The 21,979-nt window shown below is 74.5% G+C and carries 23 protein-coding genes; 12 read left to right on the top strand and 11 right to left on the bottom strand.

Going from position 1 to position 21,979, the window contains the following annotated elements; genetic code table 11:
• Together KSNIM_RS34920 and KSNIM_RS34915 are read right to left on the bottom strand one after the other, a co-directional pair.
• The gene (locus tag KSNIM_RS34920; protein ID WP_263107193.1) at window positions 1–1,113 is read right to left on the bottom strand and encodes a polysaccharide deacetylase family protein; all 1,113 of its coding nucleotides are present in this window, start codon (window positions 1,111–1,113) and stop codon (window positions 1–3) included.
• Window positions 1,114–1,349: 236 nt separating this feature from the next.
• Complete coding sequence (locus KSNIM_RS34915) at window positions 1,350–1,814, bottom strand: hypothetical protein (RefSeq protein ID WP_263107192.1); 465 nt, start codon at window positions 1,812–1,814, stop codon at window positions 1,350–1,352.
• A 280-nt stretch (window positions 1,815–2,094) separates the two neighbouring features.
• Here KSNIM_RS34915 and KSNIM_RS34910 point away from each other — a divergent pair, with 280 nt between their 5' ends.
• Window positions 2,095–2,232, top strand: coding sequence for a hypothetical protein (locus tag KSNIM_RS34910; protein ID WP_263107191.1), 138 nt, complete (start codon window positions 2,095–2,097; stop codon window positions 2,230–2,232).
• Window positions 2,233–2,277: 45 nt separating this feature from the next.
• On the opposite strand, the gene KSNIM_RS34905 is transcribed toward KSNIM_RS34910, so the two are convergent.
• Together KSNIM_RS34905 and KSNIM_RS34900 are read right to left on the bottom strand one after the other, a co-directional pair.
• Window positions 2,278–2,676 carry a nuclear transport factor 2 family protein gene (locus KSNIM_RS34905; protein WP_263107190.1) on the bottom strand — a complete coding sequence of 133 codons (399 nt, stop codon included), beginning with the start codon at window positions 2,674–2,676 and terminating at the stop codon, window positions 2,278–2,280.
• A 112-nt stretch (window positions 2,677–2,788) separates the two neighbouring features.
• A complete protein-coding gene (locus KSNIM_RS34900; protein WP_263107189.1) occupies window positions 2,789–4,051 on the bottom strand; it encodes an aminotransferase class V-fold PLP-dependent enzyme in 1,263 nt (420 codons plus the stop codon).
• Between the two features lie 144 nt (window positions 4,052–4,195).
• On the opposite strand from KSNIM_RS34900, the gene KSNIM_RS34895 reads away from it, so the two are divergent.
• The 3 genes from KSNIM_RS34895 to KSNIM_RS34885 all read left to right on the top strand — a co-directional run bounded on the left by KSNIM_RS34895 (window position 4,196) and on the right by KSNIM_RS34885 (window position 8,184).
• Window positions 4,196–4,489 (top strand): DUF6412 domain-containing protein, encoded by a 294-nt coding sequence (locus tag KSNIM_RS34895; protein ID WP_263107188.1) that lies wholly within the window; start codon window positions 4,196–4,198, stop codon window positions 4,487–4,489.
• A gap of 66 nt (window positions 4,490–4,555) precedes the next feature.
• A complete protein-coding gene (locus tag KSNIM_RS34890) occupies window positions 4,556–5,257 on the top strand; it encodes a YidC/Oxa1 family membrane protein insertase (RefSeq protein WP_263107187.1) in 702 nt (233 codons plus the stop codon).
• Between the two features lie 218 nt (window positions 5,258–5,475).
• Window positions 5,476–8,184, top strand: a complete 2,709-nt coding sequence (locus KSNIM_RS34885; protein WP_263107186.1) for a SpoIIE family protein phosphatase/ATP-binding protein — start codon at window positions 5,476–5,478, stop codon at window positions 8,182–8,184.
• Window positions 8,185–8,235: 51 nt separating this feature from the next.
• On the opposite strand, the gene KSNIM_RS34880 is transcribed toward KSNIM_RS34885, so the two are convergent.
• Window positions 8,236–8,727 carry an FBP domain-containing protein gene (locus tag KSNIM_RS34880; RefSeq protein ID WP_263107185.1) on the bottom strand — a complete coding sequence of 164 codons (492 nt, stop codon included), beginning with the start codon at window positions 8,725–8,727 and terminating at the stop codon, window positions 8,236–8,238.
• Between the two features lie 71 nt (window positions 8,728–8,798).
• Between KSNIM_RS34880 and KSNIM_RS34875 the strand changes: the two genes are divergently transcribed.
• From KSNIM_RS34875 to KSNIM_RS34850, 6 genes are all read left to right on the top strand, one after another.
• Window positions 8,799–9,368: a TetR/AcrR family transcriptional regulator gene (locus tag KSNIM_RS34875; protein WP_263107184.1), complete on the top strand. Its 570-nt coding sequence runs from the start codon at window positions 8,799–8,801 to the stop codon at window positions 9,366–9,368.
• Window positions 9,369–9,523: 155 nt separating this feature from the next.
• Window positions 9,524–10,330: a thioesterase family protein gene (locus KSNIM_RS34870; protein ID WP_263107183.1), complete on the top strand. Its 807-nt coding sequence runs from the start codon at window positions 9,524–9,526 to the stop codon at window positions 10,328–10,330.
• Window positions 10,331–10,482: 152 nt separating this feature from the next.
• Complete coding sequence (locus tag KSNIM_RS34865) at window positions 10,483–10,872, top strand: hypothetical protein (RefSeq protein WP_263107182.1); 390 nt, start codon at window positions 10,483–10,485, stop codon at window positions 10,870–10,872.
• Window positions 10,873–11,031: 159 nt separating this feature from the next.
• On the top strand, window positions 11,032–11,904 hold the full coding sequence (locus tag KSNIM_RS34860; RefSeq protein WP_263107181.1) for an alpha/beta hydrolase family protein: 873 nt from the start codon (window positions 11,032–11,034) through the stop codon (window positions 11,902–11,904).
• A 138-nt stretch (window positions 11,905–12,042) separates the two neighbouring features.
• Window positions 12,043–12,561, top strand: coding sequence for a SixA phosphatase family protein (locus KSNIM_RS34855; protein WP_263107180.1), 519 nt, complete (start codon window positions 12,043–12,045; stop codon window positions 12,559–12,561).
• A 91-nt stretch (window positions 12,562–12,652) separates the two neighbouring features.
• The gene (locus tag KSNIM_RS34850) at window positions 12,653–12,868 is read left to right on the top strand and encodes a hypothetical protein (protein ID WP_263107179.1); all 216 of its coding nucleotides are present in this window, start codon (window positions 12,653–12,655) and stop codon (window positions 12,866–12,868) included.
• Window positions 12,869–12,875: 7 nt separating this feature from the next.
• On the opposite strand, the gene KSNIM_RS34845 is transcribed toward KSNIM_RS34850, so the two are convergent.
• The gene (locus KSNIM_RS34845; RefSeq protein WP_263107178.1) at window positions 12,876–14,120 is read right to left on the bottom strand and encodes a MalY/PatB family protein; all 1,245 of its coding nucleotides are present in this window, start codon (window positions 14,118–14,120) and stop codon (window positions 12,876–12,878) included.
• 211 nt (window positions 14,121–14,331) lie between these two features.
• On the opposite strand from KSNIM_RS34845, the gene KSNIM_RS34840 reads away from it, so the two are divergent.
• Window positions 14,332–14,589 carry a hypothetical protein gene (locus KSNIM_RS34840; RefSeq protein WP_263107177.1) on the top strand — a complete coding sequence of 86 codons (258 nt, stop codon included), beginning with the start codon at window positions 14,332–14,334 and terminating at the stop codon, window positions 14,587–14,589.
• Window positions 14,590–14,651: 62 nt separating this feature from the next.
• Here KSNIM_RS34840 and KSNIM_RS34835 read toward each other — a convergent pair whose 3' ends face one another.
• The 5 genes from KSNIM_RS34835 to KSNIM_RS34815 form a co-directional block, all read right to left on the bottom strand.
• On the bottom strand, window positions 14,652–15,614 hold the full coding sequence (locus tag KSNIM_RS34835) for a helix-turn-helix domain-containing protein (protein WP_263107176.1): 963 nt from the start codon (window positions 15,612–15,614) through the stop codon (window positions 14,652–14,654).
• A 204-nt stretch (window positions 15,615–15,818) separates the two neighbouring features.
• On the bottom strand, window positions 15,819–16,844 hold the full coding sequence (locus KSNIM_RS34830; protein ID WP_263107175.1) for a TolB-like translocation protein: 1,026 nt from the start codon (window positions 16,842–16,844) through the stop codon (window positions 15,819–15,821).
• Window positions 16,841–18,121: an MFS transporter gene (locus tag KSNIM_RS34825; RefSeq protein WP_263107174.1), complete on the bottom strand. Its 1,281-nt coding sequence runs from the start codon at window positions 18,119–18,121 to the stop codon at window positions 16,841–16,843. Before KSNIM_RS34825 ends, KSNIM_RS34830 begins: the two co-directional genes overlap by 4 nt.
• A gap of 2 nt (window positions 18,122–18,123) precedes the next feature.
• The gene (locus KSNIM_RS34820; protein ID WP_263107173.1) at window positions 18,124–19,017 is read right to left on the bottom strand and encodes an alkaline phosphatase family protein; all 894 of its coding nucleotides are present in this window, start codon (window positions 19,015–19,017) and stop codon (window positions 18,124–18,126) included.
• A 431-nt stretch (window positions 19,018–19,448) separates the two neighbouring features.
• Window positions 19,449–20,687 carry a S8 family peptidase gene (locus KSNIM_RS34815; RefSeq protein WP_263107172.1) on the bottom strand — a complete coding sequence of 413 codons (1,239 nt, stop codon included), beginning with the start codon at window positions 20,685–20,687 and terminating at the stop codon, window positions 19,449–19,451.
• A 246-nt stretch (window positions 20,688–20,933) separates the two neighbouring features.
• Here KSNIM_RS34815 and KSNIM_RS34810 point away from each other — a divergent pair, with 246 nt between their 5' ends.
• Window positions 20,934–21,923 carry a helix-turn-helix domain-containing protein gene (locus KSNIM_RS34810; protein ID WP_263107171.1) on the top strand — a complete coding sequence of 330 codons (990 nt, stop codon included), beginning with the start codon at window positions 20,934–20,936 and terminating at the stop codon, window positions 21,921–21,923.
• Window positions 21,924–21,979 lie beyond the last annotated feature (56 nt).

Below are 21,979 nucleotides of genomic sequence, written 5' to 3'. Positions count from 1 at the left end.
TCAGGAGAGGTACTCGGTGAGGCCGGCCGGCCGCAGTCCGGCCGCGTCGGCGGCGGCCAGCACCCGTGCCAGGTCGCTCGCGAGGGTGTCGGTGAAGTGCAGCAGCACCACGTCTCCGGGGCGCAGCGGCCCGCCGTGGTAGACGTTCGACGCGCCCCAGCTGAAGTCGGCCGTTGCGGTCATCACCGTGGTCATGCCGCAGTTGGCGGCGGCCTGCAGGGTGTCGGCGTTCCAGGCCAGGTAGGGCGGCCGGAAGACGGTCGGTGCGGTGCCGGTGCGTCGTAGGGCGGCGTCGCGGCCGCCGCAGATCTCCGCCTGCTGCTCCTCGGCGCTCAGCGTGGTGAGGTCGCGGTGGGAGACGCCGTGGTCCTGGATCGAGGAGCCGGGTGCGGCGGTCACGGCACGGAACCAGTCGGGGTCGAAGCCGAGCGGCATCGGCAGCGGGAAGGCCGTGACGGGCAGCTTCCGGTCGGCGATCAGTGCGGCGGCCTCGGGTGTGCGCTGCCAGCCGTCGTCCACGGTGACGAAGAGGACGGGGTCGCCGGTCGGTACGTTCCACAGGGCACGTGCGGGCGCCGGGGCGGGGCCGTCGACCCGGACGTCGTCGGCGGCGTAGGCGCCCTGGCCGTACCAGCCGTGGAGGTAGAGGCGGACGCTGGTCACCGCCGAGCCGGTTGTGAACGTGGTGGTGAGCCGGTGCCACTCGCCGCCGGTGTCCGGGGTCCAGGCGGGTGCGACGTCGTGGCCGGTGCCTTCGGCGCCCAGGAAGACGTAGGCGCCGCGCACCCAGGCGGAGAGCGTGTAGGTGGTGCCGGGCCGGACGCCGAGGATCTGCTCGCAGCGGCCGGTGGAGTCCGCCGCCGCGGGGGTCACGAGGAGGGCGGAGCCGCCGCTGCGGGCCGGGCTGCCGATCGCCGCCTCGCCGGTCGTGCACTGCCAGCCCGGGATCGAACCCCAGTCGTCCAACGGCAGTTGGGGGATCTCGAAACCGGGGTTGGTGGCGAGGTTGGCTGCGGCCGGGGTGTCGGCGTGCGCTCTGGTGGCGAACGGTCCGGCGACGGCCAGTGCCGCGCCCGCGGCGCAGGCCGCGAGGCGGTGGAGAAGTCTGGACACGGAAGGGCTCTCCGAGGAGTCGGTCGGTTGGTGGAGGCTCCCCGAGGGAGGGGAGGTCGCGCCGTCCGACCGCACCCGGACCGGGCCATACCCTGTCCCGGCGGGCGCCCCGCGTCAAGGGCTACCCGCGAGTGTCCGATGCATCGTCAATGCCCTTGCGGGACTGACGGGTCCACCGCACCGCGATGGGGTCCGGACCCTGGCGGCGGTCGACGGCCCGGCTGCGCGACGCCGCCTCAGGCGATCTCCTGGGCAGCCTGCGCGAGGAACGCCTCCACCGCCTGTCGGCAGGCCGCGCTCAGCTGCGCGGACTCCGCCTCGTCACGGGCGTCACCGATCGGCCAGTGCGATTCGAACGCCGCACGGGCGGCCTCCTTCACCCGGTCGCTGCCCGCGACCAGCAGGACCCGGAAGAGGGCCTGCCGGGCGGTCGAACGGCACTCGAAGACGAGGGCCCGGGCGGGTTCCGGATCCTGCTCCGGGAGGTCGAGCCGCCGGTGCCAGCGGTTCAACTGGGCCCTGGACAGCTCGGCCATCGCCGCGGCGAAGCCGCTGTACGCCTCCACGCGCTGGGACCTGATGTAGCCGTCCCGGCCGCTGCGCTCCGTCCGGTCGGCCAGCCGGAACTGCCAGAACGAGGTCAGTCCGGCACCGAGCAGTGTCCCCACCACGGCCACCGCGGCCGTCACGATCTCCCCCACGCGCCCATCCAACCATGCGGGCCGCGACCCGCGGACGGTTGCCCGGCGGCGGGCGCACCCGCGGGTCCGTCGGCGGCGGGTCCGTTCTGCGGCCGGCGGCGGCACCGGGCGTACGGGCGTCACCGGGACGCGCTGCCGCCTGCCGGGGCCGCCGCCTGCCGGGCGGCCCGGTACCCGGCTGCGCCCTGCCGGTAGCGGCGGTGCTCCTCCCCCCTTCGAGGAGGTCGTCGGGCTGCTGGTCGACGAGCACGCCGACGAGCGGCGGCGGCTCGCCCTCCGGATGGCCGTCGACGCCGTGCGGGCGGCGCTGCTCGCCGCCCAGGGCACCGCGGTCACCGACCGGGACGTCGTCGAGGCCGCCCGCCGGGCCGTCGTCGCCCTCACCCGGCCCGGGGAGAGCGGCACCGCCGAGCGGTGACCGGCCGCACGAGGGGGCGACCCCGGCGGACCGGTCGAAGGCGGGTCAGTCCCGGTCGAACCAGGACAGCGCGGCGATCCGCCAGCCGTCCTGCGTGCGGACGAACTGGATGACCTTGGTGCCGCCGCCCTCGAAGGGCTCGCCGTCCAGCACGCCGGACTTGCGGTACTCGCCGACCCGGGTCGCCATGTCGTCGATGATCTCGGTGCGCTCGGAGGTCTCCCACTCCGAGAACTCGACCAGCCGGCCGTCCGCCAGCAGGCGTTCCCGGGGCTCCACGAAGTCCTCGACACCGTAGGCGGCGAAGTCCGGGCCGGTCCTGACGATCACACCGTTCGGCAGCACCAGCCGGCGGATCCGGGCCACGTCCGCGGCCTTCCCGCCCCGGTTGTCGAACGCACCGAAGAACTCCGTCGTGATCGTGTCTATCTCGGCCTTGGACATGCCCGGACCCTAACAGCCGCCGGCCCTGCGGGACGGGCGACCGCGGAAAGCCGGCCTGCCGACGCGGGACCCCGGCTGGCGGCGGCTCGGGCCGGCCCGGCGGACGCGGGACTCAGCCCCGCGCCCAGGCGGCGAGGACGGGCACGCAGTGCTCGGCGAAGTACGCGTAGTCCGCGGGCGTGTTGTAGACGTGTGTGGAGAGCCGGAGGTAGCCGGTGCCGCCGAAGCTGGTGAAGGCCGCCTCGACGCCCAGCTCGGCCGCGACCCGGTCGCGCAGCGCATCGGCGGCAGGCCGGTCCGGCGCCAGACCGTCCGGGAGGCGGACCAGCCGCAGGGCGCTGACCGGCATCCCGACGTCGACCGCCGCGCTCGCGCCGGTCACCTCCGCGAACGCCTCGCCGACGATCCGCTCGGCGTGGTCGGCCAGCTCGCCGAGGTAGTCGCGAGCGGCCTTCCATCCCCACGTCCGCTCGACGAAGTCGAGGGCCGCGGGCGCCGCGAGGTAGCCGGTCGCGTCGACCGTGCCCTGGGTGTCGAACCGCTCGGGGAAGGGCTCCCGGGCCGCCCAGGAGTCGATCAGCGGGTGGAGGCGGTGCCGCAGCTCCGAGCCGGCCACCAGGGCGGCGGCGCCGCGCGGCGCGCAGCCGAACTTGTGCAGATTGCCCACCCAGACGTCGAACCGCAGGCCGGCGAGCGGGTCCTCGGCAAGGCCGGGCACGTGCGCGCCGTCGATCAGCAGCGGGATGCCGCGCTCGCGGGCGGCGGCGCCGACGGCCTCGACCGGCATCCAGCGGGCGGTCGCCGAGGTGATGTGGTCCAGCACGATCAGGCCCGTCCGGTCGGTGACCTCGTCGAGCACCGCCGCGGCGGCCTCCTCCGGGCCGGCGTCCAGCGGCACCCGGGCCGTGCGGACGGTGCCGCCCCAGCGGCGGGCCAGCCGCTCGGCGCCCATGGTGACCGCCCCGTAGCCGTGGTCGGTGACGACCACCTCGCCGCCCGGGCGGTGCTCCAGGCTGCCGTAGACGACGCTCGCCCCGGCGCTGGCGTTGGGCACCAGGGCGAGGTCGCCGGCGGGTACCCGCAGGAACTCGGCGACGGCGGCTCGCGCGGCGGCCACCCGGCCCGCGAGCGCGGGGAACCACACCACCGGCGCCCGGTCCATCTCCTCGCGCAGCCGCTGCTGCTCGCGCTGCGCGGCCAGCGGCACCGCGCCGAACGAGCCGTGGTTGAGGTGCCTCATCGCCGGGTCCAGCGTCCACGCCTCGGCGGCGGGGCGTCCGTCCGGCAGGAGCAGGGGGCGCGGTGCGGGGATCACGTCGTCTTCCGTACGGAGGTCCACGGCCAGGGGCGGTCCGTCCCGTGGCTCGCCGGTCATCCTCACACGGCGCCCGGGGCACGCGGGGCAGCGCGCCGTCCGCACCGCGCGGCGGCGAGGTTCCGGCCGGAACCGTTACCGTTCGGCGCTGCGGCCACGTACCATCGGGCTCACGTCCCGTCAGCCGGTCCCAGGAGGTGTGCAGTGCCCTTCGTCGCGCTGCTCCTCGGTCTGCTCCGGCTGTTCGCCGGTGAGCTGCCGCTCAGCCCCTCCGCGCTGACCGCGGTCGCGGCGACCGCGGCCGCCGTGCTGCTGGCCGGTGCCGTCGCGGGCGCCCTCGCGGCCGCCCGCCTGCTCGGCGCCCGCGCCCCTGCCGCCGTCCGCGACGGTGTGCTGCGCCGCCGGGCCCTCGGTACGGCTTTCCTTCCCCAGCGTGATCCGGATGCCCGCGGCCGACGCCGCCCCAGGGCACCGGGCGCGGCCCCGGCGGCCGCGTAGTCCCCTTCCGCACGGCCGCCTTCCGCCGACATCTCGTTGACTTGAGACCCGGAGGGCCCGCCCCGCATGTCCGTTTTCGCAGTGCTCGATCCTGCCGTCCACCTTGCCCACGACGCCGTCTCGGCACTCGCCGCGGTGGTGCCGACCGCGCTCGCCCTCGTGCTGTTCACCGCCCTCGTCCGGCTGGCACTGCACCCGCTCGCCCGGGCCGCCGCCCGCGGCGAGAAGGTCCGGATGCGGCTCGCGCCGCAGGTCGCCGAGCTGAACCGGCGGCACAAGGGCAGGCCGGAGAAGCTGCAGGCCGCCCTCACCGAGCTGTACCGGGAGGAGAAGTCCTCGCCGTTCGCAGGTTTCCTGCCGATGCTGGTGCAGATCCCGTTCTTCTCGGTCATGTACCGGCTGTTCACCACCCCGAACGACCTGCTCGGCCACACCCTCGCCGGGGTGCCGCTCGGGCTGCACCTCGGCGAGGCCCGCACCGCGGGCCAGTTCCTGGTCCTCGGTGCGCTGTACGCGGCGATCGGTGCGGTCTGCTGGGTCGGCTTCCGCCGGGCCCGCCGCGCCGCGGCCGCCTCGCCCGCCACGGCCGCCGCGCCCGTCACCCGTCTCCTGCCGTACCTGTCGTTCGGCACGGTGCTGTTCGCCGCGTTCGTGCCGCTCGCGGCCGGGCTGTACCTGCTGACCACCACCGCGTGGACGGCCGCCGAGCGGGCCTGGCTGCACCGGGGTGTGCCGGCACCCGCGACCGCGACCGCCCTCGCGGCCTGACCGACCCGCCGGACCGGGCCCGCCGCCACGGCACGGCGGGCCCGCCCGGGGCGGCCCGGCGCGGACACGAGCCCGGTCCGGCACCGCCTGTCCCACCACGGTCCGGTCCGGTGCGGCCACGCCCCGCCGCGGCCCGGCACGGCTGGGCGCGACGAGTCCGACGGCAGGGCCGCTGCCACGCTTCGTGGTCGCCCTCGGAGCGGTGTTTGAATGGACCCATGGTCGAACGCGCCGACCGTTCCCGGGACACCTCCAAGCAATCACGGAGAGCGAGGAGTCCCCGAAGCCTTGCCGGGCAGGTGTTCGCCGTTCAGGTGGCGGTGGTCGTCCTGCTGGTGCTGGGCGCGATCCTGGCGCTGGTCCTGGAGTCGAGGAGCGCCAGCGACAGGGAGGCCAAGAACCGGTCGGTGGCCGTCGCCGAGGCGTTCGCGCACTCCCCCGGACTGGTCGACACCCTGAAGTCGTCCTCGCCGACCACGACGCTGCAACCACTGACGGAGGCGGCCCGCAGGGACGCCGGGGTCGACTTCATCGTGGTCATGGACACCCACGGCATCCGGTACACCCACCCGCTGCCCGACCGGATAGGCAAACGCTTCGTCGGCACCATCGAACCGTCGCTGGCCGGCCAGATCTACACCGAGAGCGTGCACGGCCCGCTCGGCCACGAGGTGCAGGCCGTGGTGCCGGTCAAGAACGCGGACGGGCAGGTGGTGGGCCTGGTCTCGGCCGGGCTGAAGGTCAAGAACGTCACCTCGGCCGGCAACAAGCAGCTGCCGATCATCCTCGGCACCGGCGCCGCCGCGCTGGCACTGGCCACCACCGGCACCGCCCTGGCCACCCGACGGCTGAAGCGCCAGACCCGCGGGCTCGGCCCGGCGGAGATGACGCGGATGTACGAGCACCATGACGCGGTGCTGCACGCGGTCCGCGAGGGTGTGGTCATCGTCGGGCAGGACGGTCGGCTGGTGCTGGCGAACGACGAGGCCAAGACGCTGCTCGGGCTGCCGGCCGACGCCGAGGGCCGGCACGTCGGAGACCTGGAGGACCTCGACCCGGAGACCTCCGAACTGCTGCTGTCCGGCCGGGAGGCCGCCGACGAGGTGCACCGGGCCGGCGGACGGCTGCTCGTGGTGAACCAGCGGCCCACCGACCGCCACAGCGGCGCCATGGGCTCGGTCGCGACGATCCGCGACTCCACCGAGCTGCTGGCGGTGACCGGCAAGGCCGAGGCGACCGGCAAGCGGCTCGCCCTGCTCTACGAGGCCGGCACCGGCATCGGCTCCACCCTCGACGTCGAGCACACCGCCGAGGAGCTGGCCAGGGTCGCCGTCCCCGGCCTCGCGGACTTCGTCACCGTCGACCTGGCCGACCCCGTGCTGCAGGGCAACGAGCCGGCCTGCGGCGACATGGAGCTGCGCCGGGTCGCCGTCGTCGGCATCGAGGAGGACCACCCCTTCTACCCGCGCGGCAAGCTGATCACCTTCGTCCCGTCGACGCCGATGGCGCAGGGCTTCGACAGCGGCCGGTCCCAGGTCGTGGCCGACCTGTCCGCCGCGGACGGCTGGCAGGCGCAGGACCCGCAGTGGACCCGCCGGATCGTCGACCACGGCGTGCACTCGCTGATCACCACGCCGCTGAGGGCGCGCGGCATCATCCTCGGCGTCGCCAACTTCTGGCGGTCGAAGAAGCCCGAGCCCTTCGACGACGAGGACCTCTCCCTGGCCGAGGAGCTGGTCGCCCGGGCGGCGGTCAGCATCGACAATGCGCGCCGGTACACCCGGGAGCACGCGATGGCCGTGACCCTGCAGCGCAGCCTGCTGCCGCGGGCGCTGCCGGAGCAGAGCGCGCTCGAGGTCGCGCACCGCTACCTGCCCGCGCAGTCCGGGGTCAGCGGCGACTGGTTCGACGTGATCCCGCTGCCCGGCAGCCGGGTCGCCGTGGTGGTGGGCGACGTCGTCGGCCACGGCCTGCACGCGGCGGCCACCATGGGCCGGCTGCGCACCGCCGTCCACAACTTCGCCGCCCTCGACATCCCGCCGGACGAGCTGCTCGGCCACCTCGACGAGCTCGTGGACCGGATCGACCGGGAGGAGAGCGACGGCGCGACCGGGACGGGCGTCTCCGGCGCCACCTGCCTGTACGCGATCTACGACCCGGTCTCGCGGCTCTGCACCATCAGCCGGGCCGGCCACCCGGCGCCGGCGCTCGTCCGGCCGGACGGCAGCGTCGACTTCCCGGACCTCCCGGTGGGGCCGCCGCTCGGCACCGGAGGCGCGCCCTTCGAGACGGCGGAGCTGCACCTGGAGGAGGGCACCCAGATCGTGCTCTACACGGACGGGCTGATCGAGGACCGGGCGCGGGACTTCGACGTGGGGATGGAGCTGCTGCGCGACGCCCTCGCCGACCACCGGCGGGAGCCCGAGGAGAACTGCCGGGCGGTGATCGAGGAGCTGCTGCCGGCCCGGCCGCAGGACGACGTGGCACTGCTGATCGCCCGCACCCGGGTGATCGACCCGGAGGACATCGTCGAGCGGGACATCCCGTTCGAGCCGGAGGCCGTCGCCGAGCTGCGCACCTGGGCGTCGGCGGCACTGGAGAAGTGGGACCTCGGCGACCTGGTCTTCGCCACCGAGCTGATCCTCAGCGAACTCGCCACCAACGCGATCCGCTACGGCACCGAGCCCGCCCGGGTGCGGCTGATGCGCGACCGGGCCCTGATCTGCGAGGTGTCGGACGGCAGCAGCACCGCCCCGCACCTGCGGTACGCGGCGACCACGGACGAGGGCGGCCGCGGACTGTTCCTGGTCGCCCAGCTGACCACGCACTGGGGCACCCGCTACAACCCCCGCGGCAAGACCATCTGGGCCGAGCAGGCGCTGCCCACCTCGGTCGACGCCCCGCACGGCACCGACCGGGCCCCGTAGCACCGTTTCCGAGCCGGACGACTCGGGCGGCTCGGGGCGGCCCGGGCCGGCTCAGGCAGCGACCTTGGCGATGAACGCGGCGGTGTTGGCGGCGAGCCGGTCGATCCGCTCCTCCACCGTGAGCGACTCCGGCATGCGGGTGCCGGGGCCGAGGTCGCGGCGGCCGCGGACGTAGAGCGAGCAGGCGAGGTCGCTGCAGATGTAGGCGCCCACCGAGTTGCCCTGGCGGCCGGCGAGGCCGGCCCGCGGCGCGACCATCAGCGAGACGCCGCCGGTGTGGGTGGTGATGCACAGCGAGCAGATGCTGCGGCGGGCGCTCCAGGAGGCGCCGGACGGGCAGCGCAGTACGACACCGGTCGGCCGCCCCCCGACCTCGGTGACGAGGTGGGCGCGGTCGGGGGCCTGCGGGTCCCGCCAGCCGAGGAGGTCCAGGTCCTCCCAGGGCTGTTCGGCGAGGTCCCGCGGAACGTACATCCGCTTGGCCTCGCCCTTGGTGCAGTTGAGGAAGGCGGCGCGGATCTCGGAGTCGGTCAACGGCTTCATGACCGGCAGGCTAATTTGCCTAACACTATGAGGCAAATACATAATCGACTATGGCAGACGGGAGAGTGGCTATGGTTCGCGTGGGGCTCACCACGGAACGGCTGGTGCGGGCGGGCGCGGAGCTCGCCGACGAGGTCGGGTTCGACCAGGTGACGGTGACGGCGCTGGCCCGCCGGTTCGACGTCAAGGTCGCCAGCCTCTACGCGCACCTCAAGAACTCCCAGGACCTGCGCACCCGGATCGCCCTGCTCGCCCTGGAGGAGCTCGCCGACGAGGTGGCCGACGCCATCGCCGGACGGGCCGGGCGGGACGCGCTCGCCGCCTTCGCCGCCGCCTACCGCGACTACGCCCGCCGGCACCCCGGCCGCTACGCCGCGGCCCGGCTGCGGCTCGACCCCGAGACGGCCGCCGCCAGCGCCGGCGTCCGGCACGCCCAGATGACCCGGGCGATCCTGCGCGGCTACGACATCGCGGAGCCGGACCAGACGCACGCCGTCCGGATGCTCGGCAGCGTCTTCCACGGCTTCGTCAGCCTGGAGGCGGCCGGAGGCTTCAGCCACACCCCCGTCGACCCGCAGCAGTCCTGGGACTGGATCGTCGACTCGATGGACGCCGTACTGCGCGGCCGTACGCCGCAGTGACCGCACGCCCTCCCGCCGCACGGTGTGGGCAGGGTCACCCTTACGGCGGATCGGTTCGACCCCCTACGATCTTGAGCGCGGGCACCGGCCGGCGGCCCGCGCCGCCCCGCCGGCCCCCGGTCCGACACACCGGGCCGGCCGACGAGAGGTGCACCTTGACCGCCCCCGCCGTTTCGCCCGACAGCTACTACCAGCGCACGGGCGAGCACCGCTACAAGCCCACGGCCCACGCGGGGGGCGCCTGGAACACCGAGGAGCAGCACTTCAGCCCGCTCGCCGGCCTGGTCGTGCACGCCGTCGACCGGTTCCTGGCCGAACGCCCCGCCACCGGCCTGGCGCTCGCCCGGATCAGCTACGACATCCTCGGCCGGATCGCCCTCGACGAGTGCGAGATCACCGTGGAGAGCATCCGGCCGGGTCGCACCGTCGAGCTCCTGGAGGCCGTCGTCGTCATCGGGGACCGGCCGGTCGTCCGGGCCCGGGCCTGGCTGCTCGCCGTCCTCGACACCGCAGCCGTCGAGGACTCCCCGGTGGAGCGGCTCGCGCCGCCCGAGGACTTCGCCCCCTGGGCGATGGGCGACCTGTGGGACGGCGGCTACATCTCCTCGATCGAGGTGCGCCACCGGGAGGCGGCCCGGGCGGGACGCGCCACCGCCTGGATCAGCACCGGCCTCGGGCTCGTCGCCGGCGAGCCGAGCAGCCCGCTGGCCTCCTTCGTCGCGCTGGTGGACACCGCCAACGGGATCGCCGTCCAGCAGCAGCCGACCGCGTGGATGTACCCCAACACCGATCTCACCATCCACCTCCACCGCAGCCCCGAGGGCCCCTGGACCGGCCTGGACACCACCGTCAGCTTCGGCCCGACCGGCCACGGGCTCACCAGCACCGTCCTCCACGACAGCACCGGCCCGGTCGGCCACGCCTCGCAGATCCTGACCGTCCGCCCCCTCGCGAACGGCTGACCGCACCGGGCACGGTGGTCCGGGGCACGCGCCGTCCGGGGATCGGCCGCGACCGGCCCGGCAGCGAGTCGCGGGAGCACACGGACCGAGTCCCCGCGTGGGCGGGAGAAATTCGGGACGGTGTGTCGGCACTCTGCGACAGGATGACCGCCATGACCACCGAGATCCTCGTCGACGTCTGGCAGCGCCTCCTCACCGACCCCCGGAAGTCGTGGGTGCTGTTCGAGTACGGCACCTGTGTCGTACTGACCGCTCCCGAGGGCGACCTCGCCGAACAGGCCACCGGGATCCTCGGGGACTTCGGCCCCGTGCACGCGGGTTCGTCGGCAGGTGACTTCGGGGTGATCCACCTCGACGACGCCGACGGCTGGGTGGTCACCGGCCACCACCATGACGTCCTCACGTACGTCGCGCCCGAGGAGCCCCCGTCCCCGGACGATCTCGCCGTCGGGCTCTGCGGCCGCTCCAAGCGCCACCGCGACGGCACCGAACTGCACGTCGTCCACGTCGAGGACAGGCGGGGCTCCGCCCACCCTGTGTGAGCGCGCCGGCCCTCCGCCGGTGATCGCCCGGGCGGCGGCGGCCGGTGCACGGCCCGGCTCGGGAGCGTGGAGGCCGTAGCGACCTACCGCCGAGGCCGTTCGGCATCTGACCGGCCGGGACTGGAGGTGCCCCCGGGGGTCGGGCGTAGCATGCTCGGCATGATCGAATCCGGGTGGGGAGAACCGCGGACGCGGGTGCTGTTCGACACGGCGCGCCGTGACCTGCGGGAGGCGGACCGGCCGCGGCCGGTGCGGGTGTACGAGTGGGAGCCGCAGGGGGCCGTGGTCGAGCCGGCCCCGGTGGTGGCGGTGTCGCACGGGACGGGTGGCTCCGGTGTCGGCATGGGCTGGTTGGCGGGGCCGCTGGCGGCAGCCGGGTTCCGGGTGGTCGCGGTGGACCACCACGGGAACAACTTCGTGGACGGCTACGAGCCGGAGGGCTTCCTCTGCCCTTGGGAGCGTCCGCGTGACCTCGTCCTCGCGCTCGACGTGCTGGCCGAGGAGCGGCCGCTCGGACGGGTCGGGGCGGCCGGCTTCTCGGCCGGCGGGTACACCGCTGCGGCGCTGGCCGGCGTGCGGTTGGATCCCGGCGTGCTGCACGCCCTGGTGACCGGCGCCGTGCCGCTGCCGGAGATCCCGGAGTTCCCCGGGGTGGTGGACGCGTTCCGGGCGAAGGTGAGCGATGCGGAGCTGCCGGCCGTCACCGCCGCGGCCGGGGCCGACCTGGCCGATCCGCGGGTGCGTGCCGTCTTCCAGGTGGCGCCCGGCCTCGGGCCGATGGTGACGGCGGAGAGCCTGGCGGCCGTGCGGGTGCCGGTGGAGATCCGCTGGGGCGGTGCCGACGTCGTCACCCCGTACGAGGCCGACACCCGGCCGTACCTGGAGGGCATCCCCTCCGCGGCGGGCCGCGAGATCGGCCCGGAGGTGGCGCACGCGGACTTCATCGGCCCCGACCCGGCGCCCGGCGCGGCGAAGGCCCGCGCCGAGGTCGCCGCCGACGCGGTCGCCTTCTTCCGCCGCCACCTCGTCTGACAGCGTGTCCGACAGCGCCCTGCGCCGCGCCCGAACGACCGGCCGCCACCCCCGGGACCGTGCCGGGGGCGGCGGCAGCACACAGGCCCGGCGGGACCGACGGTGGCCGTGGTGGGCGGTGGCGGGGAGGATACCGGTGTGAACGCATCGGAGTCCCGAACCCTGGTCGTGCTGCGGCACGCGAAGTCCGCCTGGCCCGAGGGGGTGCCGGACGCCCGTCGGCCGCTGGGGCCGCGGGGCCTGCGGGACGCACCCGAGGCCGGCCGGTGGCTGGTCGACCGCGGATGGGTGCCGCAGACCGTGGTCTGCTCGCCCGCCCTGCGTACCCGGCAGACCCTGGAGCTGGCCGCCGCCGCGTGGGACGAGGCGCCGCCCGTGGTGTTCGACGAGCGGGTCTACGCCGCCGACGGAGGTGACCTGGTCGAGGTCGTCCGCGGGCTGGACCCGGCCGTCTCGACGGCGCTGCTGGTCGGTCACCAACCCGGTGTGCAGGACCTGGTCGAATTCCTGGCCGTCGACTCGGGCGGTGAGGCGATGGAGCGGCTCCGGACGAAGTTCCCCACCAGCGGCCTCGCCGTCCTCGCCCTGACCGGCCCGTGGCGGAGTGCCGCGGGGAGCAGCGCCCGGCTGCTGGACTTCGCCGTCCCGCGCGGCTGACCACCCGTCGCCTCCCGCAGCCCGTACCGCAATTCCCTCGCGGGCGGGGCCCGTTCGGTGCACGATGGCCCGCGTGCGGATGACGGGTGGGGTGAACGTTCCGGCCGGCGTGCTCGCGGCCTGCGCGCGCGAGGGGTTCCCGTGCGGCGACGAGAACGCCGACGCCCTGGCCGGGGCGCTCGCCGAACTGCGGGCCCCGGGCGTGCCGGTTGGCACCGTCTCGGAGAACGCGCGGGAGCGCTATGCGCACGTCCGGGCGCCGGACGGCCAGGTGTACGAGCCGGTGGAGCGCCGGCCCCGGGGCTGACCGCCGGTCAGTGCGCCCGCAGGGCCTCCCCCATCCGGGCCAGTGCCTCCCGCAGGACGGCCGGCGGCGTCGCGAAGTTCAGCCGGACGCAGCCCTCGCCGCCGGTGCCGAAGACATGGCCGGAGCTGAGCGCGACGCGGGCCTCGTCGAGGAACATCCGGGCCGGACCGGCCAGGTCGCCCACCACGCCGGGGCTGCCCGCCGGGGTGTCCCCGTGCAGGCCGAGGTGGCTGAGGTCCAGCCAGGCGAGGTAGGTGCCCTCGGGCGGGCGGTAGCGCACACCGGGCAGGTGCTCGGCGACGAGCTGCCCGAGCAGGGCGCGGTTGGCGGCGAGTCCGGTGAGCAGCTCGTCGAGCCAGTCCGTGCCCTCGCGGAAGGCCGCGGTGTGGGCGATCGCGCCGAGGTGGCTCGGGCCGTGGCCGACCTCCTCCGGCATCCGGCGCAGGTCCTCGGCGGCCTCGGGGCCGGCCACGGCCAGGGCGCACTTGAGGCCGGCCAGGTTCCAGGCCTTGGAGGCGGAGGTCAGGGTGAAGCCGTTCTCGGCGCCGGGGACGCTCAGGAAGGGCGTGAAGACGGCCCCGGGCAGCACCAGCGGGGCGTGGATCTCGTCGGAGACGACCCGGACGCCGTGCTCGCGGGCGAGTGCGGCGACCGTCTCCAGTTCGGCGCGGGTGTGCACGGTGCCGGTGGGGTTGTGCGGGTTGCTCAGCAGGAAGGCGGCGCGCCGGCCGCCGCTGCGGGCCCGGCGGAAGGCCTCGTCCAGGGCGGCGGGGTCGAGGCGCAGGTCGGGGCCGAGCGGTGCCTCGACGATGCGGCGGCCGTCGTGGCCGACGAAGGCGTAGAACGGCGGGTAGACCGGTGGGCAGAGCACCACCGCGTCGCCGGGCAGGGTGACCAGGCGGAGTGTCTCGACGATGCCCAGCATGACGTCGGGGACGAGGGTGGTGTGCTCGACCCGCAGGCCGTCCCACTTCCAGCGTTCGGCGGCGAAGGCCGCGAGGGCCTCGGCGTAGCCGGTGCCGTGGGGGTAGCCGGTGTCGCCGAGTTCGACGGCGCGGTGCAGCGCCTCGGCGACGGCGGGGGCGAGCGGGACGTCCATCTCGGCCACCCAGAGCGGCAGCACGTCCTCGGGGTGGGCGCGCCACTTCATGCTGGTGCGCCGGCGGAGGTCGTCCAGGGAGAGCCGGACGAGCGGGTCCGTCCGGGCGCCGTCGGTCCGCTCGGCGGGTGTCTGCTCGGTGGGTCCGGTCACGCGGGGCTCTCCTGCCGGGGGTGGCGGCGGTCGTGCGGGCGGCCGGGTCGGCCGCCCGCTGTGATGCCTTCCCCGCCGTGCGGCGGGGGAATCGGCGGTGGGGCCCGGCAGGTCCGGGGTTCCGGCTCGTCGGGCGGGGCGTGCGTGGCGAGCGAGCGCAGCGGCGATGTCTCCGGCACCGGCCGGCTGTCGGTGCTGCGGGACGGCCGGGGTGATGGAGGTGCGGTGGGGCCCCGGGGTGGGCGACGACACCTGCGGCGGCCCGCACCGGACGATGCAGGTGAACGCCTCCGGCGTGTTCGCCAGCACGGCCGTCCACAACCGCTCGAGCGGCACGGCGGACATCGGCAACGAGGGCTTCGCCCTGGCCGGCGCGGGCGAGTGCACCGCCGGTTCCAAGCCGGTGTACCGGGCGGAGGACAGCAACACCTCCGGCCACGCGCTGCGCCGGGGCACGGTGAGCTGCTGACGCGGCACCGGTGGCGCGGCCCCGGCCCGTCTCGGGGGTTGGGCCGCGCCCCGTCGGGCGGCTCAGTCCGCCGGCGGCCCGTCCGGCGGCAGGTCGTCACCCCACTCCCAGTACAGCCCGTAGACGCCGGGGTCGGTGGCGGGCAGGACGGCGCAGGCGTGGCCGGTCGGTGATATGCGCAGCTCGCCCAGTTCCTGTGGCGGGGCGTCGTGGCAGGGGCGCCAGGCGAGCCGGCAGCCGACCGGGAGCATCCGGCTGTCGAAGCGGGCGCGCAGCACCAGGTTCTTGCCGGGGAGGCGGACCATCCGCTCGTACTGGGTGGAGGGTTCTGCCTGCGGATACGAGTAGCTGTACTCGACGACCGTGGAATGGCCGGGTTGGAGCGGCAGGTCGAAGAGGAGTTCGGCGGCGGCGAGTCCGTGCTCAGGGTCGTACCGGCGGCGGCCGAGCCGGCAGCCGACGAGGTTGAAGACTCCGGGGCCGGACCGGCCGGTGCCCTCCGGCCCCTCGTGGGTCAGCAGGATGAGGCGGTCGGCGCCGGCGCCGAGGGCGCGGACGATCTGCAGGACGTCGATCCGGCGTTCCTCGCGGCGGGCACCGATGTTGATGTCGACACGAGTGTGGAGGTTCTCCACCCGGGCGTTGGTCCTCGGGTCGAAGTCGGCGAGCACGCCCTCGACGGCGGGGTCGCCGAAGGTGGTGGTGTAGTCGAGCGCACCGGGAACATGGTCGAGCCAGCGGCCCCGGGGCCGGCGCGGACCGAGCAGTACGATCAGCGAGTCCGGGCCGAGTCCCAGGACGGCCTCCAGGGCGCGGACGGCGGTCAGCGACTCGGGGCGCTCGGGTCTGCTGCGGCCGCGCTGCCAGTAGCTGAGGCTGGAAACGCTGACCTGGACGCCGCGCCGGGCGAGGCGCCGCTGGACGGTGTCGAGGCTCAGTCCGCTGTCCCGGATGGCCGTGCGCAGGGCGAGGTCGAAGGGACCCGCCCGCAGGGCCTGGGCGAGCTCGGCGCTTAACGCCGGCAAGGTCTGACGGGGTGTCGGTCCGGTCAGGGCGCACCTGCCTTCCACGGGACCGCGGGGGCGCGGTCGTGACGATGGCGAGGAATGTACCGGCGCACGGCGCGGTGTTCCAGGCAGATGCGGCGCAGAAGGGCCCCGCCGCCGCCGGTCCGGGGGCGGCGGCCGTACGTCGGAGGAGCCGGACGCCGGGCTCGCCGGGGACGGGGCTCAGCGCACGACGGCGGGGGCCAGTGCGGCAGGGGCGAGCAGGGCCGGGGTGCCGGTGCCGTCGGCGGGGACGGTCCACAGGTCGGTGCCGTCGTCACTGGGCAGGGCGTAGGCGAGGGTGTGGCCGTCCAGCCAGAGGGCCTGGTCGTCGAGGGTGCGCTGTTCGGCGGTCGCCGTCTCGGCCATGGTCCTGAGGTCGAGGACGTACAGGCGCCAGGGCGCGTCGTCGGGCAGGTCGGGGACGCGCTTCTTGTAGGCGATCCGGGTGCCGTCGGGCGACAGGGACGGGCATTCGACGTTGCCGTGCAGGGTGGTGAGGGTGTGGCGGACGGCGTCGCCGGCCGCCAGCCAGGTCCTCCCGCTGCCGGCGACCGTGGCATAGAAGTGCTCGTCGTCGGCGAAGGTGACACCCCAGATGTTGGTGTCCGGCGCATGGTGGGGCTTTCCGTCCACTGTGATCGCGTAGTTCTCCAGGTTCTCCTGCAGGGTCCAGGTGCGGGTGTCGAGGACGGAGGTGCGGGTGGAGAAGGCGGTGCCGGCGTAGGAGTCGCCACTGATGAAGACCGTCCAGGCAACGAGGCGGCCGGAGGGCGAGACGCGGGCGCGGGTGGGGACACCGGCCAGGTCGTAGTGGTGGCGTTCACGGAGGCCGGCGTCGAGGACGACCGCACGGTAGTGGTCCTCCAGGACGCCGTGCACGGCCTGCAGGCAGATGCCGGTGCCGGCGGCGGCGTGGAAGCGCAGGCAGTCCGGGGCGGAGACGGTGCGGGTGCTGCCGGGGTGGTCGAGCGGGACGGAGGCCAGTTCGTCGCGGTGCGGGCCCCAGACCATGCTGCGGAAGAGCAGGCGGGGTCCGCCGGGGAGCGGTCCGAGGGTGACGGTGCCGGCTTCGCTCGGCGGGTCTCCGGCCGCGGCCCGGTGGGCCTGTCGGGCGTGGTCGGCGCCGCGCAGCACCGTCCAGGTGCCGGCGAGGACGAGCAGCACTGTGGCGGTGAGCAGGACGGTCAGCCGGCGGCCGAGGGTCATCGGGCCTCCTCCGTTACAGGGTGGTCCGGCTGCGGGCGGAGGAGCCGGAGTGCCGCGGCGGCGGCGAGCGCGAGCGCGCCGGTCATCACGGCGAGCGCGGTGGTGTCCCCCCATCGGCTCCACATGGCGCCGATCACCACCGAGCAGGCGAACCGTCCGGCGGCCTGGCCGGTGCCGACCAGGGCGAGGCCGGCGCCGCGCCGTTCCTCGGGCACGGTCTCGGCGGTGGCGGCGGCGAGCATGCCGTCGGAGGCCGCGTAGAACAGGCCGTGCAGGGCGAGGACGGCGGCGGCGAGCGGCAGACCGGAGCCGGGTCGCAGAAGCAGCAGGACGTAGCCGCCGAGCAGGGCGGTGTGGCCGAGGACGAACGTGCGGCGCCGGCCGATCCGGTCGCCGAGCGAGCCGAGCGGGACGGCGAGCAGCAGGTAGGCGGTGGCGGTGCCGAGCGGCAGCAGCGGGAACCAGCCGGCACCGAGGTCGAGGCGCCGCTGCACCAGCAGGTAGACGAAGGAGTCGCTGACGGTGGCGAGTCCGAGCAGGGTCGCGCAGAGGGCGATCCGGCGCAGCCCGGGCAGCCGGAGGGTCTCCGGCAGGCGCAGCCGCGCCGTGGTCGGCAGCGGGTCCGAACGGCCGAGCAGGCGGCCGGGGACGAGCAGCACGAGGACGAGCACGCCGAGCGCCGCGACGCAGGAGCTGACGGTGAAGACGGCGTGGTAGCCGCCGGGCGCCGCGCGAAGGATCAGGAAGGCGAGCAGCGGTCCGGTGAGGGCCCCGGCGGTGTCCATGGCCCGGTGGACGCCGAAGGCCCGGCCGCGCTGCTCGGGCGGGGTGGCGAGGGAGATCATGGCATCGCGGGGTGCCGTTCGCAGGCCCTTGCCGATCCGGTCGACGGCGAGGACGAGTCCGATCAGCGGGACGGTGCGGGCGAGCAGCAGCATCGGCTTGCCGAGGGCGGAGAGCCCGTAGCCGGCGGCTGCGACGGCCTTGTGGCGTCCGCTGCCGCGGTCGCCGAGGACTCCGCCGAGGAGCCGGACGGCGGCGGAGGCGCCGTTGTAGACGCCGTCGAGCAGTCCGAAGCCGAGCGGTGAGACGCCGAGGGCGGTCACGACGTAGAGCGGCAGGACGGCGGTGACCATCTCGGAGGAGATGTCGGTGATGAGGCTGACCGTCCCGAGGGCGAGGACGGTGCCGGCGATCCGCGCGGACCGCCCCGGCCCGTGGGCCGGGGCGGCGGCGGACGCCGAGGTCGAGGTGCGACGGCTGTCCGCGAGGTACACGGTCAGTTCCAGACGCCGGTGATGTCGGACGCGTTGGCGGCCTTGCCGGCGTGGCTGCCGACGCCGGCGAGGTCCTCCAGGGTGCGGAGCACGTCGTAGTGGTTGTACTTGGTGGTGGGCGCGGAGCCGGCCTTGACGGGCTGTCCGTAGAGCACGGTGGGGATCTGGTTGCCGCTGTGCTTGTTGTCCTCGTCGTAGGTGATGACGAGCAGGCTGTTGTGGCTCTTGGCCCAGGCGGCGTACGCGTCGAGGTTCTTCTTCAGCCAGCCGTCGCCGGTGCCTACGGAGCAGTCGTGCATGTCGGAGCAGAGATTGGGGACGACGAAGGAGACCTTGGGCAGTTCGGTGAAGCGGGTGGGGAACTGCGCGAAGGTGTGGCCCGATTCGACGGGTACGTTCTTGAAGGCGAACCAGGGGTTGTGCTTCTGGGCGTACTTGCCGTCCTTGCAGGTGGTGGAGCCCTCCTTCGGCAGGGACTCGTTGTAGCTTCCCCAGGTCTGCTTGGCGGCGATCAGCTCGGAGGCCAGGTTCGCGGCGGACATGGAGCCGGCCTGGTAGCAGCCGTCGCCGGTGATGCCCTGGGTACTGCCGGAGAAGATCGCGAAGTAGTTCGGCTGGCTGGGGTGCGTGATGCCGTACGAGGCCTTGAGCACGGCGCCGCCCTTGGCGAGCGAGTTGATGTACGGCGCGTCCTTGCTGCCGATGATCTGGTTGTAGGCGTGGTTCTCCATCATGACGACGACGATGTGGTCGGGGTCGGGGACGACGGCCGCCGAGGCGCTGTCGATGCCGGCGACGGTGGCCACCAGGCCGCCCGTCAGGGCCGCGGGCACCGCGAGCAGGACCGCGGCCTTGGTGCGGGTGCGGCGGTGCCGGTTCGGACGGGGGTTGGACATGCCTGTCTCCAGGGGGTGTGTAGGGGATCGTCCGGGATCTGCGAAGGCGCCTTCCGCTGCCTCGGACGCAGCTCGACGCTCCTATCCGCGGCCGGGGCGCGTCAAGGTCCGTCCGGTCCGTACGGTCCCTCCTGTGAAGGACGCTCCAATTCGGTGGACGGGACTGCCCTTTCGGGCCGGGAGTTCCGGGGCGGTTGCCGTTGCACGGCGCGGTCCAAAACTGTGGATTCGTCAACTGGCGGGACCGTCCGCGCTGGTGGGGGCCGAGGAGAACCGGTGCGCGGGCATGCCGGAGGCCGCATCCACCGCTGCTCCCCGAACCGGCGGCAGGGGACCGCAGGCGGGTGACGGGTGGATGCGGCCTTCGGGCAGGCTCGCGCGCCGGGCCCGGCGGTGAACCGGGCGCGGCGGCGGGTGCGGGCGGAGGCGCGTCAGCCGGCCGGCTGTCCCCCGGTGTGGAGGAGACGGTTGGGGGTTCCCTTGCCGGCGTTGCCGACCTTGCCGGTGGTGGCGGCCCCGACGATCGCACTCTGCACCTGCGCGGGGGTGGCGTCGGGGTGCGCCGCGAGGTACAGCGCGGCGGCACCGGTGACGTGCGGCGCGGCCATGGAGGTGCCGGTGAGCGACTTGGTGGCGCTGTCGCCGGTGTTCCAGGCGGACACGATGCCGGTGCCGGGTGCGAAGAGGTCGGTGCACGGGCCCCAGTCGGAGTCCGAGCGGCGCTTGTCGTCGGCGGTGGCGTTGTTGACGACGATGGCCTCGGCGATGTCGCCGGGCGAGTTCTGGCATGCATCGGCGTTCTTGTTGCCGGAGGAGACCACCCAGGTCACACCGGAGGCGATGGAGCGCTTGACTGCCTTGTCCTCGGTGGCGCTGACACCGCCGTTGATGCTCATGTTGACGACGGCCGGCTTGACGGCGTTCTTGGTGATCCAGTCGGCGGCGGCGACGATCGCCGAGGTGGAGGCGCTGTCGTGGCAGTCGGTCACCCTGACGGCCACGAGCTTCACCCCCTTGGCCACACCGTAGTCCTTGCCGCCGACCGTGCCGGCCACGTGGGTACCGTGACCGAGGCAGTCGGCGCCCTCGCGACCGTCGCCGACCTCGTCCACGCCGATCGAGGCCCGGCCCTGGAACTGGCCGTGAGTGATGCGCAGTCCGCTGTCGACGAGGTAGACGGTCACGTTGGCGGCGGTGGTGGTGTAGCTGTAGCGGTGGTCCAGCGGCAGGTCCCGCTGGTCGATCCGGTCCAGCCCCCAGGAGGGCGGGTCCTGCTGGATGGACGAGCGGTGCTGCACCGCGTCCTGCTCCACGTAGGCCACTGCCGGATCGGCGGCCACCCGCTGCGCCTGGGCCGGCGTCATCTCGGCGGCGTAGCCGTGCAGCACGGTGTCGAAGACGCTGCGGACGGTGCCGCCCCGCTCCCCGGCGATCCTGGCGGCGGCCATGGCGACCGCCGCCGCCTGCTGCGGTGCCCCGCCGGTGTCCTTGAACACCACGAGGTAGCGTCCGGCGATCGGTTCGGCTGCGGCGGCGCGGACCTCGCCGGTGGGCGGCGGCGCCGCGTCGGCGGAGGTGACCGCCAGGGTGGCGGCGACGGCTGCCGCCGCGGTGGCCGCCGTGACGGCGGCCGTCCTGCGGCGTATGCGGTGGGCGCGGTGCTTGGGCACGGGTGACTCCCGTTCGGTGGGGGTGTTGCCGCCCCGGACCGTCCGGGGCAGCCAACGGTCTACTGCCGGCCCCACCCGCCCGGTGGCACAGCCGTGCCAGTGACACGGACGGGCACCCACCGACGCACCGTGACCCTCCGTCACATCGGCCTGCGCCAGCTTCTGGTGCATCGTCCGCAGCACGTGCCACGATGCAGCCCCACCGGCGCGCACGGGGCGCCACGACCGCACCGAGAGGCAGGTCCGTTGAACGAGGAGGACCTGGGAACGCATCTCGCCCGACTGGGCCTGACCCGGCACCAGGCCGAGGTCTACGAGGCACTGCTGGCCGGCGGCCCGTGCAGTCGCGGGGAACTGGCCGGCCGGCTGGGCCGCGACGTGCGGGCGGAGGAACTGGACGGACGGCTGGCCGAGTTGCGGAGACTGGGCCTGATCACGGCGGCCGGCCCGGACGGCGGTGAGCACACCCCGGTGGAGCCGTCACTGGCGCTCGACCACCTGGCGCACACCCGGACGGCCGAGCTGCACCGGGCCCACCAGGCCGCGGTGAACGCCTACCGCGGCTACCGGCGCACCGTCAGCCCGCAGGCGACGGAGGACCTCCTGGAGGTGGTGACCGGCCCGGCCGTCGCCGAGCGGATCCGACAGATCGAGGAGACTGCGGAGAGCGAGGTTCTGCGCTTCGACTCGCCGCCGTACCACACGGACGGCACGGCCAACCCGCTGGAGGAGCGCAACCTGGAGCGAGGCGTGGCCTACCGGGTCGTGTACTCGCGCTCGGCGGTGGAGAACACCGCCTACTACGAAATCAACATCCGGCCGTGCATCGCCGCCGGGGAGCACGCGCGGGTGCTGCCGACGGTGCCGGTGAAGCTGACGGTCTTCGACGGCCGGCTGGCGATCGTGTCGATGTCGTTCGTGGAGGCGGAGGTCAACGACTCACTGCTGCTGGTACACCCGTCCAGCCTGCTGTCCGCGCTGACCGGCCTCTTCGAGACCTCGTGGCGGACGGCGCTGCCGATGCACCGGGGCAGCAATGCGCCGCCGGGGCTCGGTCCGGTGCACCGGCGCATCCTGGAACTGCTCGCCACAGGCGTCACGGACGACACCATCGCCGAGCTCCTCGGGGTCAGCCGGCGCACGCTCTCGCGGCACCTGGAGCAGATCGGCGCCCGGGCCGGCTCCCGCACCCGCTTCCAGCTGGCCCTGCAGGCGGCGCGCAACGGCTGGCTCTGATCCGGCGTTCCGCGACTGTCTCCCGGTCGCCGCTCAGTCGCCGCCCGGTCGCCGCC

It is taken from the genome of Kitasatospora sp. DSM 101779, from assembly GCF_025655475.1.
Taxonomy (GTDB): Bacteria; Actinomycetota; Actinomycetes; order Streptomycetales; family Streptomycetaceae; genus Kitasatospora.
The sequence above is the reverse complement of the archived record's forward strand: the minus strand, read 5'-3'. Positions and strand labels throughout refer to the sequence as shown.